Raw genomic sequence first — 13132 nt, forward strand, 5'->3', positions numbered from 1 at the left:
CACCAGGCCGGAGGGGCGGTTTTCGGCCGCGGAGGGACGTCGGCCCGGGGGCGGGCCCTCAGCGGTGCAGCAGCACCAGATCGTCGCGGTGCACGACCTCCCGCTCATAGGCGGGGCCCAGCTCGCGGGCGAGATCGCGGGTCGAACGGCCAATCAAACGGGGGATTTCCCGGGCATCGAAATTGACGACGCCACGGGCGACCGCGCGGCCCTCGCCGTCCCGCAGCTCGACCGGGTCGCCGGCGGAGAAATCGCCCTCCACCGAGGCGATGCCGGCCGGCAGCAGCGAGGAGCGGCGCTCGACGACGGCCCGCACCGCCCCGTCGTCCAGGACGAGCGCCCCGCACGGGGTGGAGGCGTGCGCGAGCCACAGCAGCCGGTTGGCGGAGCGGCGGCCGGTGCGCAGGAAGTGGGTGCCGGTCGAGCCGCCGGCCAGGGCCTCCGCGGCGTGCACGGCGGAGGTCAGGACGACCGGGATGCCTGCCGCGGCCGCGATCCGGGCCGCCTCGACCTTGGTGACCATGCCGCCGGTGCCGACGCCGGCCTTGCCCGCGCTGCCGATGGAGATGCCCTCCAGGTCCTTGGGCCCGTGGACCTCGGCTATCCGGGAGGTGCCGGGGGTGGCCGGATCGCCGTCGTAGAGGCCGTCCACGTCCGAGAGCAGGATCAGCAGGTCGGCGCGGACGAGATGGGCGACCAGGGCCGCCAGCCGGTCGTTGTCGCCGAACCGGATCTCGTCGGTGGCGACGGTGTCGTTCTCGTTGACGATCGGTACGGCGCCCATGGCCAGCAGCTGGTCGAGGGTCCGGTAGGCGTTGCGGTAGTGGGCCCGGCGGCTGGTGTCGTCGGAGGTCAGCAGGACCTGGCCGACGCGGCGGCCGTAGCGGGCGAAGGAGGCGGTGTAGCGGGCGACCAGCAGGCCCTGGCCGACGCTGGCGGCGGCCTGCTGCCGGGCCAGGTCGCGGGGCCGCTTGGCGAGCCCCAGGGGCGCCAGGCCGGCCGCGATGGCGCCGGAGGAGACCAGCACGATCTCCTTGTCCTGGTGCTTGGCCAGCACATCCACCAGCGCGTCGACGCGGTCCGCGTCCAGTCCCCCCGCCGCCGTGGTCAGCGACGACGAGCCGACCTTCACCACGATCCGGCGGGCGTCCTTCACGTCCTGCCTTGCGCCTGCCACCTGCGTACCCCTGTGCTCGCCGATCCCACCGCCGTACGGGGATCACTGCTCGACCCGCACCACGGCCCTACGGGCGCAATCTACGGCAGGGCGGGCCACGGGCGCTTCGTGATATCGCCTGGCGGACGCCGTGTGAGATACGTCCGGCCGGTCACGGCGCGCGGAGGAATCGCGCAGAATAGGGGCCGCGCATCCCGTTCGCCCGCTACCTCACGAGGTTTTCCTTAAGAGGGAAGCCGAGGCCAACAGGTTGCGTTCGATTGGTCCGCTTTCGCGGTGATGAGAGCCACAGCAGATTGTCACCAAGGCCAACAAGGTCATACGGTCGGGTGTCCATCGGTCCCGTTTCGCCGCTCCGGCGGCGTCGCAGCGCGGGACCCGGCCGCCCCCCTCGGCCTCCCCCTGACCTTTCGTGCTGCCAGGAGCCCTCCCCCGTGCCTTCCGCCGGAATCGTCCCCCGCCGAGCCGTACAGCTCGCGGCCCTCTTCGCGATGATGGTCGCCTTCACCGCGCAGCTCCTCGGTGCGCTGCTGCCCGTCATCCCGCTGTTCATCGCCGCATCCGTGGTCAACCTGGGTCTCGACCTGGTCCTCCAGCACAAGCAGCCCGGCCTGCTCGCGGTGCTCGGCCGGATCCGGTTCGATGTCACGGTGCGCCAGTTGCTGCGCGACATGCTGATACTGGTCGGCCTGCTGCACATCGACGGCATCAACCCGCTCGAGGAGCAGGCGCCGCTCACCATCACGCTGCTCCTCTTCTACGGCACCCACTTCGTGTGCCAGGCGGTCGCGGTGCTGGTCCGCCGGACCCGCAGCATGCCGTTCGTCACCCGCAACATCGACGCGAGCGCGCTGCGGCTGTGCGACGCCCCGCCGCGCATCCTCTCCCGCCAGACGGGCCGGCGCCTGCTGCGCTTCTCGGTGCCCACCACGACCGGCATGATGCTCACCGCGATCACCACCGACGCGTACTGGGGCGGCATCGGCCTGGCCGTCTCCCTGGCCCTGTCCGCCGGCGGCACGCTCTACCTGGGCACCTGGCTGCTGCCCAAGCACCGCGTGGCCAGCGAGAAGCAGGCGCTGGAGTGGCTGGACAACTGGCTGGCGGAGTACCGGCCGACGGTCGGTATGTACTTCTCCGGCGGCTCCTCCTCCGCCTACCAGGCCAACATGTGGCTGAGCACCCTCGCCTCCCTGGACGGCAACCCGATCATCGTGCTCCGTGAGCGCTTCATGGTGCAGAAGATCGAGGCCACGGACGTGCCGATCGTCTGCATCCCCAAGGTCGCCAACCTGATGCGGCTGGAGCACTCCACGCTCAAGGTGCTGCTGCACCCGGCGAACTCCGGCAAGACCTCGCAGATCCTGCGCATCCCGTCCATCAAGCACGCCTTCACCAACCACGGCGAGAGCGACAAGCTGTCCTCCTGCAACCCGTACGCGAAGGCGTACGACGAGGTATGGGTGGCGGGCCCGGCGGCCCGTGACCGCTACCAGCTCGCCGACATCGGCGTCGAGGACAAGGACGTCATCGAGGTCGGCCGCCCCCAGCTGGCGCCGATCCAGCCGTACGCGGGCGCCCCGGCCGGCCGTCTGACGACCGTGCTGTACGCCCCGACCTGGGAGGGCTGGGACGGCAACCCGGGCAACACCTCGGTGATCCTGGCGGGCGAGAACATCGTCCGCGAGCTGCTCGCCGACGAGAACGTGCGGCTGCTGTACAAGCCGCACCCGATGACCGGTTCCGTGGACCCGCGTGCGGGCGCCGCCAACACCCGCATCCAGGCGATGATCACGGAGGCGAACGCCCGGCGCAGCGGGGCGCAGCCCGGCCCGGAGGCCGCCGCCGAGCTGGCCCGGTGCACCGACGCGCTGAACGCGCTGACCACCTCCGCGTTCCGCAAGAGCGCGGACGAGCTGGAGCGGATGCGGCTGCAGGGCACCCCGGAGGAGGGCCGCGCCGCCGCCGTCGCGGCGGCCGTCACCGCCTGGGAGGAGGCGTACTGGAACTCCTTCCCCGAGTGGGAGCACCGCATCATCACCACCGCCCGCCCCGGCATCTTCAGCTGCTTCAACCAGGCCGATGTGCTGATCAGCGATGTCTCCAGCGTCGTCTCCGACTACCTGACCAGCGAGAAGCCCTACGCGGTCGCCAACACCTCGGGCATGAGCGAGGACGACTTCCGGGTGAACTTCCCGACCGTGCGGGCGGCGACGATCCTCACGCCGGAGGCGGAGGGTGTGGCGGGTCTCCTCGACGCGGTCCGCAATCCGGAGAAGGACACCCTGGCCGGGGAGCGGGCCGAGCTCAAGGAGCATCTGCTGGGCCCGTCGGACCCGCCGTCGTCGGTCCGCTTCAACCAGGCCGCGCTGGCGCTGGCCGCCAAGGCCGACGAGCGGCGCGTCCGGATGGAGAACCGGCTGTCCGGCATCCCCGGCCAGCGCTCGCAGGAGGACATGGACGCCTCCGAGACGGCCGAGGACAAGGCCAACGGCGCCTCGGACGCCGCGGCCGCCGTCTAGCCCGCAGCGGGCCGTTCACGGCCTCGACAGCGGCGACGAGCACGGGGAAGGCCCCCGGGAGGATCTCCTCCCGGGGGCCTTCCCCGTTCTTCGGTGCTGCGTTCTCCGGTGCCGCGTTCTCCGCCGCCGCGTTCTTGGGTGCCGCGGTCCGCCGGGCGGGCCGTCAGAAGGGCTTGAAGCCCTCGTACTCCTGGTCGGCCTCGTCCCGCGCCACGTCCCGGTCCCTGCGGCGCTGCGCGGCCGGACGGGGCGCCTCCAGGCGGTGGTCCTCGCCACGCCGGCCCAGCATCTCCGCGCCGGCCGCCATCATCGGCTCCCAGTCGAAGACGACGGCGTTGTCCTCGGGGCCGATGGCGATGCCGTCGCCCGCGTGCGCGCCCGCCTTGCGCAGCGCGTCCTCGACACCGAGACGGTTGAGACGGTCGGCGAGGTAGCCGACGGCCTCGTCGTTGTTGAAGTCGGTCTGGCGGACCCAGCGTTCGGGCTTCTCGCCGCGCACGCGGAAGAAGTTCTCGCCCTCCTCCGTGATCGTGAAGCCGGCGTCGTCCACGGCCTGGGGCCGGATGACGATACGGGTGGCTTCCTGCACGGGCTTGGCGGCGCGTGCCTTGGAGACGACGTCGGCGAGCGCGAAGGACAGCTCCTTCAGGCCCATGTGGGCGACCGCGGAGACCTCGAACACGCGGTAGCCGCGCTCTTCCAGGTCGGGGCGGATGATGTCGGCGAGGTCCTTGCCGTCCGGGACGTCGATCTTGTTGAGGACGACCATCCGGGGCCGGTTGTCCAGGCCGCCGTACTGCTTGAGCTCTTCCTCGATCATGTCGAGGTCGGAGACCGGGTCACGGTCGGCCTCCAGGGTCGCGGTGTCCAGGACGTGGACGAGCACCTCGCAGCGCTCGACGTGCCGCAGGAACTCCAGGCCCAGGCCCTTGCCCTGGCTCGCGCCGGGGATCAGGCCGGGGACGTCCGCGATCGTGTAGACCGTCGAACCGGCCGTCACCACACCGAGGTTGGGCACCAGGGTGGTGAAGGGGTAGTCGGCGATCTTGGGCTTGGCTGCGGAGAGCACCGAGATCAGCGAGGACTTGCCGGCGCTCGGGTAGCCGACCAGCGCGACGTCCGCGACGGTCTTGAGCTCCAGCACGATGTCGCGGGCCTCGCCGGGCTCGCCGAGCAGCGCGAAACCGGGGGCCTTGCGGCGGGCGGAGGCCAGCGCGGCGTTGCCGAGGCCGCCGCGGCCGCCCTGGCCGGCGACGAAGGTGGTGCCCTGGCCGACGAGGTCGGCGAGCACATTGCCCTGGCGGTCCAGGATGACCGTGCCGTCGGGGACCGGCAGGACCAGGTCCTGGCCGTTCTTGCCGGAGCGGTTGTCGCCCGCGCCCGGCTGGCCGTTGGTGGCCTTGCGGTGCGGGTGGTGGTGGTATTCGAGAAGCGTGGTGACGTCCTGGTCGACGACCAGGATCACATCACCGCCGCGGCCGCCGTTGCCGCCGTCCGGGCCGCCCAGCGGCTTGAACTTCTCCCGCATCACGGAGGCCACGCCGTGGCCTCCGTTACCCGCGGCGACGTGCAGCTCGACGCGGTCCACGAAGGTGGTCATGGTGGGGGTGCCTCCAGATAACTACGGGTATGTCGCTGTACTGCGAATGTCTCTGTACTAACACGCAAGGGCGGACCGGCCTTCCCGCTCTCGCGGGAAAAGGCGGTCCGCCCCTGAGTGATGCTGATGCTGAGCTATCGCCCGGTCAGGCCGTGATTACTCGGCGACCGGAACGATGTTCACGACCTTGCGGCCACGGTGGGTGCCGAACTGCACCGCACCGGCAGCAAGGGCGAACAGGGTGTCGTCGCCGCCGCGGCCGACGCCCGTGCCCGGGTGGAAGTGGGTGCCACGCTGGCGGACCAGGATCTCACCGGCGAGGACGGCCTGACCGCCGAAGCGCTTCACGCCGAGCCGCTGAGCATTGGAATCGCGACCGTTCCGAGTGGACGATGCGCCCTTCTTGTGTGCCATGTCTCCTCAGTCCCTTACTTCGCCGGAGCGTCGATGCCGGTGATCTTCAGCGCCGTGTGGAGCTGGCGGTGGCCGATCCGCTTCTTGTAACCGGTCTTGTTCTTGTACTTCTGGATCCGGATCTTGTCGCCCTTGTGGTGGTCGACGACCTCGCCCTGGACCTTCACGCCGGCCAGGACCCACGGGTCGCTGGTGACCGAGTCGCCGTCGACAACCAGCAGCGTGGAGAGCTCGACGGTGTCGCCGACCTTGCTGGTGGAAATGCGGTCAACCTCGATGACGTCGCCAACAGCAACCTTCTGCTGGCGTCCGCCGGTGCGCACGATCGCGTACACGCGGAACTCTCTTTCGCTAGGAACGGATCCTCTGATGCCAGCCGCTCACACGGGCTCGGGATAGGGCCCGTGGAATCCGAGTGGACGAGCGGCCTCCCTCGGCGGACCGAGAGGTGTTTGCTCAGGGGTTTGGTGTCACAGACACCGACGGTCAAGATTACGGGGCCTTGACCAGGGGGTCAAACCGGCCCCGGACCACCTGCTGGTCCGGGGCACGGCCGTACGTGCTCAGTCCTCCGCGGAAGCGGACACCGACGCCACCGAGGGCTGCTCGGCGGCAGCGGTCTTCTTGGCCGCCGCCTTCTTCGTCGTCGTCTTCTTCGCGGTGGTCTTCTTCGCCGTGGCCTTCTTGGCGGTGGTGGTCTTCTTCGCCGCCGTCTTCTTGGCCGTGGTCTTCTTCGCGGTGGTCTTCTTGGCCGCCGCCTTCTTCGTCGTCGCCTTCTTCGCGGTCTTCTTGGCCGCGGGCTCCGCCTCCGCCCCGGCGCCCTCGACGGGCTCCGCGGACTCGGCCGACGCCGGCTCGGTGACCGGCTCCGCCGCCGGCGCCGGCTCGGCCGGCACGACGATCTCGGCGGCTTCCTCGGCGGCCTTGGGGGCGCCCGCCGGGGCGGTCACCTTACGGGTCGCCCGACGGCGCGGACGGGCCGGCGCGGGCTCCGCGGCCGGCGCCTCGGCGACCGGCTCCGGAGCGGGCTCCGGCTCGGGCGCCGCCACCGGCTCGGCCGGCACGACGATCTCGGTGGCCTCCGTGGCCGCCTTGGGGGCGCCCGCCGGAGCGGACACCTTCCGGCTCACCCGGCGGCGGCCACGGCCACGCCCGGCGGCCGCCTCGGCCTCGGCCGGGCTGCTGAACCACTCCTCGGCCTCGGCAACCGCGGGCTGCAGCTCGGCCTCCGTCACGGGGACGGGCTCCAGCTCCGGCTCGGCGCCGTCCGGGGTCGGCTCGACGGCCTCGGCCTCGTGGACATGCGGCTCGGGCTGGGCGCCCTTGCCCTTCTTCTTGCGCTTGCCACCGCCGCCGACCGCCGCCGGCTGGTCCATGTGGACGATGACGCCACGGCCGTTGCAGTGCACACACGACTCGGAGAAGGACTCCAGCAGGCCCTGGCCGACCCGCTTACGGGTCATCTGGACCAGGCCGAGCGAGGTGACCTCGGCGACCTGGTGCTTGGTCCGGTCCCGGCCCAGGCACTCCAGCAGGCGCCGCAGCACCAGGTCCCGGTTGGACTCCAGCACCATGTCGATGAAGTCGATCACGATGATGCCGCCGAGGTCGCGCAGCCGCAGCTGGCGCACGATCTCCTCGGCCGCCTCCAGGTTGTTCCTGGTGACCGTCTCCTCCAGGTTGCCGCCCTGGCCGGTGAACTTGCCGGTGTTGACGTCGACGACGATCATCGCCTCGGTCCGGTCGATCACCAGCGAACCGCCGCTGGGCAGCCAGACCTTGCGGTCCAGCGCCTTCATCAGCTGCTCGTCGATGCGGTACGTCGCGAAGACATCGACGTCCGAGGTCCACTTCTGGAGCCGGTCGACGAGGTCCGGGGCGACATGCGCGACATAGCCGTGAATGGTCTCCCAGGCGTCGTCACCGCTGACGATGACCTTGGAGAAGTCCTCGTTGAAGATGTCGCGGACGACCCGGACGGTCATGTCCGGCTCACCGTAGAGCAGGGTCGGCGCGCTGGAGCTGCTGCTCTTGGCCTTCTTCTGGATCTCTTCCCACTGGGCCTGCAGGCGCTGGACGTCGCGCGCCAGCTCCTCCTCGCTCGCACCCTCCGCCGCGGTGCGCACGATGACGCCCGCGTCCTCGGGGACGATCTTCTTGAGGATCTGCTTCAGCCGCGCCCGCTCGGTGTCGGGGAGCTTGCGGCTGATACCGGTCATCGAGCCCTCGGGCACGTAGACCAGGTAGCGGCCGGGGAGCGAGACCTGGCTGGTGAGCCGGGCGCCCTTGTGGCCGATCGGATCCTTGGTGACCTGCACCAGCACGGACTGGCCGGACTTCAGCGCGGTCTCGATCCGGCGCGGGCCGTTGGCCATGCCCAGCGCCTCGAAGTTGACCTCACCGGCGTACAGCACGGCGTTACGGCCCTTGCCGATGTCGACGAACGCGGCCTCCATCGACGGCAGGACGTTCTGCACCTTGCCGAGGTAGACATTGCCGACGTACGAGGTCGCCTGCTCCTTGTTGACGAAGTGCTCGACGAGCACGTTGTCCTCAAGAACGCCGATCTGGGTGCGCTCGCCGCTCTGGCGGACGACCATCACCCGCTCGACGGCCTCGCGGCGGGCCAGGAACTCCGCCTCGGTGATGATCGGCACCCGGCGGCGGCCCTGCTCGCGGCCCTCACGGCGGCGCTGCTTCTTGGCCTCCAGACGCGTCGACCCCTTGATCGACTGCACCTCGTCGGCGCTGGTGCTCTCGTCCTTCTTGCGGGGCTCACGGACCTTGACGACCGTGCGCTCCGGGTCGTCGGCGCTGCCGGCCTCGACCTCGGCGGGCTCACCGGTACGACGGCGGCGGCGACGGCGACGGCGGCTGCTGCTGGACCCGCCGCCCGACGGCTCCTCGTCCTCGTGTGCCTCCGGCTGCCCCTGCTCCTCGGTCTCCTCGGCCTCCGCCTCCGGGGCCTCCCGCTCGTCGGCGGCCTGCTCGTCGGCGCCCTCGGCGGACTCACCGCGACGACGGCGACGGCCACCACGGCGGCGGCGGCGCGAGGGACGGTCGGCGGACTCGTCCTCACCGTGGCCGCTCTCGGCCTGCTCGGTCTCCGGCTCGGCCGCTGCCGCGGCTTCTTCGGCCGCCGGCTCCTCGGCCGGGGCCGCGGACACCTGCTCGGGCTCGGCCGGGGCACCGCGACGGCGACGGCGGCGCGAACCCGCGGCGGGCTGCTCCTCCGCGACCGGCTCGGTGACGACGGTCTCCTCCTGGCGGGCCGCGGCAGCGGCGGCGGCCGCGGTCTCCGGCGTCTGGAACATCGGCTCGGTGAAGACCGGCGCCTGGAAGACGGCGGTCGGGGGCCGCTGCGCACGGCGACGGCCGCGCTGCGGCGCCTCCGTGGCGGGCTCCTCCTCGGTGCGGGGCGCCTCGGCGGCCGGCTCCGCGGCACGCTCGCCACGGCGGCGCGCCCGGCGGCGGGGCGCCTCGGCGGTCCGGTCCTCGGCGGCCGGTGCCTCGGCGACCGGTGCCTCCTGGGGCTCCGCTGCCGCGGGCTCCTCGGCCTCCTCGGCGGCCTGCGGCGCGTCCGAGGGGGCGGTGGTCTTACGGGTGGCGCGGCGACGCGTCCGGGCGGGCTTGGCGTCCTCGGCGGGCGCGGGGGCCGCTTCCTCGGCGACAGGGGCGGCCGGGGCGCTCTCGGCCGGGGCGGCCTCGTCGGCGGCGCTCGCCTGCGGGGCGCCGGCCGGAGCGGTGACCTTACGGGTGGCCCGGCGGCGGGTGCGGCGCGGTGCCGCCTCCTCGCTCTCCTCGGCGGTGGCCGGAGCGACGTCCGCGGCGGCCTCGACGGGCTGCGCGAGGGGCGCGGGCGCCTCGGCGACCACGGGCTCCGGGGCGGCCTCGGACTGCGGGGCGCCGGCGGGGGCGGTCACCTTGCGGGTCGCACGGCGGCGGGTGCGGCGCGGTGCCGCCTCCTCCTCCTGCGGCGCCTCGGCGGGCGTCTCGACGGCGGCGGCCGGGGCCTGGTCGGTCTCGGCCTCGGCGGTCTCGGCCTCGGCGGCCGGTGTCGTGTCCGGCTCGTCGGCAGCCCGCTGCGGGGCGCCGGCCGGAGAGGTGACCTTGCGGGTCGCCCGGCGGCGGGTACGGGCCGGCTTGGCCTCCTCGCCGGTGGTCACCGCGGATGCGGTGGTCTCCTCGTCGAGGGCCGGATCGGCCGCGGACGCGGCGGTGGCCTCGGTGCTCACCACCGCGGCTTCGGCGGCGGCACCGGCCGCCGGCGGACCGGCCGGCCGGGATGCCGCGCGGCGCCGTCGGCGCGGCGGCAGCGTGTCACTGGGTGAGTGGTTGTCGTCAGCACCGCGATCCTGGGAATTCGTGGATCGGGTGGGCTCAATGGGCTCGAGCATGCGGGCGGTTCTCCCGTCACGCTCCCGGGCGCCGCGCCTGATTCCGGTCGCGGTCCGCGTGATGAGCGCGGTCCCGCTGTCCGGGGCGTGGGCGCCGCACGGGAGCTGTCGTCTCGCTCGTCGGCCCCCGTAGGGCGGGACCGGCGAAAGTCTCCTGGTCAGTGCGTCTGCCGGACCGGGGTGGCTCCCTGGTTGATCGGCGACGCGACGACGGCGCTCCTACGCAGTACCTTCCCCGGCTGCCGGGGAGGCCCCACTCGTCGCCTTCGCGGCACTCAGCCCGGCGGCCGTGGGTGGGGCGGCCGTGGCAGCGTCGCGGTCGGGCGCTAGCGGGTCAGTCACCGCGCCGGTCTCCTCATCGAGCAGCCCCTGCGCCAGCCTGGTCACCGCTGCGGGGACCGGCGGCGCCAGGTCGGCCGTAGCTCGGAGGCCGGACAGGACGTCGTCGGGTCGAACGGCAGGTGTCAGATGCCGAACAACCAGCCGCAGTATCGCACAGGCATTGCCGTCGGGCCTATCGCCCTCGCGACCGGCGGCCTCCAGACGCGCCACCGCGGCCCGTGCGTCAAAGGCCCGCATGCCGTTTTTCGTCCGGCGCTCGACCTGCACCTCTTCCGCGGCGAGGAACGCCTCGACGGCGCGCCCGGCCGCCTCCGGCTCGACCCCGTCGAGCCGCATCTCCCACACCGAGGCCTGGAGGCGGTCGGCCAGGCCACTGGTGCGCGCCTCGACGGCGTCGATCACATCGAGCCCGTCCGGCAGCGACTCGTCGAGGAGTTCGCGAAGCTTGTCCGGATCGCGGCGCTCGGCGAGCTGGATCTCCAGGTACTCGGCCTCACTGCCCGTACCGGTCGGGGCGGCGTTGGCGTACGACACCTTGGGGTGCGGGGTGAAGCCCGCCGAATAGGCCATGGGGACCTCGGCGCGGCGCAGCGCCCGCTCGAAAGCGCGCTGGAAGTCGCGGTGGCTGGTGAACCGGAGGCGGCCGCGCTTGGTGTAGCGCAGTCGGATGCGCTGCACCGCCGGTGCGGGCGGCGGGCCTTCGGGCTGTCGCTTGCCCAGTGTCGTTCAGTCCTTCGTGAGTGCGGTCGTACTGCTACCAAGAGTACGTGTCCCGGGGGCTCACGGTTCCCGTCGGGGCGGAACGGCGGCCGCGCGCCGGGGCTCCCTGGGGGCACCGAACAGGGCGCGCCGGAGCTCCTGGCGGGTCTGCCGCACGGTCTCGCGGGCGGTGCGCAGCGCCTGCCGGACCGGCTTCCAGATGCCGTCACGGATGCCGTGGCCGAGCGGGGTGAGCACGGTGCGGTACACCCAGCGCACCGGCTCGACGAAGACCCACCGCAGCAGCGTGCCGAGGAACCGGCCGATGGCCCGGGAGATGATCCCGGCGACCCGCCAGCAGTGCCCGAAGGCCGCCCCGGCCTCGCGGACGACCACCGTCACCACGGCGGCCAGCGCCCGCCCGGCCGGCAGCAGCACATACCGCCACAGGGCGACCAGCGGCACGACCACGATCCACCGGACGAGGGTGGCGAGAACGGTGCCGAGCCCGCGCACCAGCCAGGCGATACCGCGCCCGACGGGCGTCAGCACGGACGTGTACAGCCACTGGGCGGGCACCACCACCAGATAGCGCACCAACCACGCCACCGCCACGGCGATCCCCCGGCCGACGGGCGCCAGCACATACCGCCACAACGCCACCCACGGCCACACGAACAACGCCTTGCCCAACCACACCAGCGCCACACCCAGTCCACGCACCAGCCAGGCGATCCCCCGTCCGACGGGCGTCAGCACAGCGGCGTACAGCCACTGGGCGGGCACCACCACCAGATACCGCACCAACCACGCCACCACCACGGCGATCCCGCGGCCCACCGGCGCCAGCACATACCGCCACAGGGCCACCCACGGCCACACGAACAACGCCTTGCCCAACCACACCAGCGCCACACCCAGTCCACGCACCAGCCAGGCGATTCCCCGCCCGAGGGGTGTGAGCGCGTACCGCCACAGCCAGACCGCCGGAGCGACGGCCAGCGTGCGCCAGAGCCACGACAGCGGGGCCACCACGAGAGTGCGCCAGGTCCATGTCACGGGTATCACCACGAGGGTGCGCCACAGCCAGGCGAAACCGCGGCCGAGGGGGCGCAGCGCGGTCCGGTGGAAGGCCCGGCCGAGGGCGGCCAGCGCGTCCCACACCAGGCGCACCGGCACCACGAGCACCAGCACCACGATCCGTACCGGAAGCCGGACCGCGGTGGTCAGACAGCCCTCGCCCGGTTCGTAACGGTCCGGCACCCGCCGGTCGTTGTCGGTGGGCTCCATGCGGCCCTCCCCCTTGTGCTTCGGTACGTCAGATGTGCCGCTGCGGCTGCTGCCCGGCGGTGGCCGCGGCCGCGGGGATCCAGTAGCGCAGCTTGGCGTCCCGCTGGTCCTCGAAGATCCCGCCGCAGGCCTCGATGACCTTACGCGAGGCGGTGTTGGTGTCGTCGCAGGTGACCAGCACCGGGTCGATGCCGAGCTCGTGATGGGCGACCGGCAGTGCGGCGCGCAGCATCGCGGTGGCGTGGCCGCGGCGGCGGGCACCGGGGCGCACGCCGTAGCCGATGTGGCCGCCCCAGGTGAGGAGGGACGGGGTGAGCCGGTGGCGGAAGGCGATGCGCCCCAGGTAGGTGTCGCCGTCCACCCACCAGCGGGTGCTCAAGGGGACCACACCGTCGGGGCGTTCGTGGTCCATGACCCCGCCGACCGTGCCGACGTACTCCGCGAAGCCGTCCGCGGTCGCCCAGCGGCCCCGCCAGGTCCGCAGCTCGTGGGCCATGCTGGAGCCCTGGACGGAGTCCGCGCCCTCGGCCAGGAACTCGTCCATCGCGGCGAGGAAGGAAGCGTGGACGGCAACGGTGGGAGCGATGAGTTGTGCCGACATCGCCTCATTGTGCGGGAGTACGCCACGGCCCGGCCACCCGCACGGTGCGGGGGCCGGGCCGAAGAGGCGTACGGAGAGCGCTACTTGACG

At 72.5% G+C, this 13132-nt stretch carries 9 protein-coding genes; 1 reads left to right on the plus strand and 8 read right to left on the minus strand.

The window, feature by feature from the left end; all coding sequences use genetic code 11:
- Positions 1-58 precede the first annotated feature (58 nt).
- Positions 59-1177: a glutamate 5-kinase gene (proB, locus tag NUT86_RS14500; RefSeq protein ID WP_086021795.1), complete on the minus strand. Its 1119-nt coding sequence runs from the start codon at positions 1175-1177 to the stop codon at positions 59-61.
- Between the two features lie 434 nt (positions 1178-1611).
- Here proB and NUT86_RS14505 point away from each other — a divergent pair, with 434 nt between their 5' ends.
- On the plus strand, positions 1612-3699 hold the full coding sequence (locus tag NUT86_RS14505; RefSeq protein WP_274735590.1) for a hypothetical protein: 2088 nt from the start codon (positions 1612-1614) through the stop codon (positions 3697-3699).
- Between the two features lie 163 nt (positions 3700-3862).
- Here NUT86_RS14505 and obgE read toward each other — a convergent pair whose 3' ends face one another.
- The 7 genes from obgE to NUT86_RS14540 all read right to left on the minus strand — a co-directional run bounded on the left by obgE (position 3863) and on the right by NUT86_RS14540 (position 13042).
- A complete protein-coding gene (obgE, locus tag NUT86_RS14510; RefSeq protein WP_018088247.1) occupies positions 3863-5299 on the minus strand; it encodes a GTPase ObgE in 1437 nt (478 codons plus the stop codon).
- 156 nt (positions 5300-5455) lie between these two features.
- Positions 5456-5713, minus strand: a complete 258-nt coding sequence (gene rpmA / locus NUT86_RS14515) for a 50S ribosomal protein L27 (protein ID WP_018088248.1) — start codon at positions 5711-5713, stop codon at positions 5456-5458.
- A 14-nt stretch (positions 5714-5727) separates the two neighbouring features.
- Positions 5728-6048 carry a 50S ribosomal protein L21 gene (rplU, locus tag NUT86_RS14520; protein ID WP_006605648.1) on the minus strand — a complete coding sequence of 107 codons (321 nt, stop codon included), beginning with the start codon at positions 6046-6048 and terminating at the stop codon, positions 5728-5730.
- 228 nt (positions 6049-6276) lie between these two features.
- The gene (locus NUT86_RS14525) at positions 6277-10110 is read right to left on the minus strand and encodes an Rne/Rng family ribonuclease (RefSeq protein ID WP_274735594.1); all 3834 of its coding nucleotides are present in this window, start codon (positions 10108-10110) and stop codon (positions 6277-6279) included.
- Between the two features lie 219 nt (positions 10111-10329).
- Entirely contained in the window at positions 10330-11130 is an 801-nt protein-coding gene (locus NUT86_RS14530) for a TIGR03936 family radical SAM-associated protein (RefSeq protein ID WP_018088250.1), read from the minus strand.
- A 102-nt stretch (positions 11131-11232) separates the two neighbouring features.
- Positions 11233-12441, minus strand: coding sequence for a hypothetical protein (locus NUT86_RS14535; protein WP_274735596.1), 1209 nt, complete (start codon positions 12439-12441; stop codon positions 11233-11235).
- A gap of 28 nt (positions 12442-12469) precedes the next feature.
- On the minus strand, positions 12470-13042 hold the full coding sequence (locus NUT86_RS14540; RefSeq protein ID WP_266442193.1) for a GNAT family N-acetyltransferase: 573 nt from the start codon (positions 13040-13042) through the stop codon (positions 12470-12472).
- Positions 13043-13132 lie beyond the last annotated feature (90 nt).

This window comes from Streptomyces sp. G7(2002), assembly GCF_028870195.1.
Classification (GTDB): domain Bacteria; phylum Actinomycetota; class Actinomycetes; order Streptomycetales; family Streptomycetaceae; genus Streptomyces; species Streptomyces nigrescens.

Coding starts and splice junctions, on each gene's coding strand:
- NUT86_RS14525 (WP_274735594.1), bottom strand. CDS start 10,110: ATGCTCGAGCCCATTGAGCCCACCCGATCCACGAATTCCCAGGATCGC.
- obgE (WP_018088247.1), bottom strand. CDS start 5,299: ATGACCACCTTCGTGGACCGCGTCGAGCTGCACGTCGCCGCGGGTAAC.
- NUT86_RS14535 (WP_274735596.1), bottom strand. CDS start 12,441: ATGGAGCCCACCGACAACGACCGGCGGGTGCCGGACCGTTACGAACCG.
- NUT86_RS14540 (WP_266442193.1), bottom strand. CDS start 13,042: ATGTCGGCACAACTCATCGCTCCCACCGTTGCCGTCCACGCTTCCTTC.
- rpmA (WP_018088248.1), bottom strand. CDS start 5,713: ATGGCACACAAGAAGGGCGCATCGTCCACTCGGAACGGTCGCGATTCC.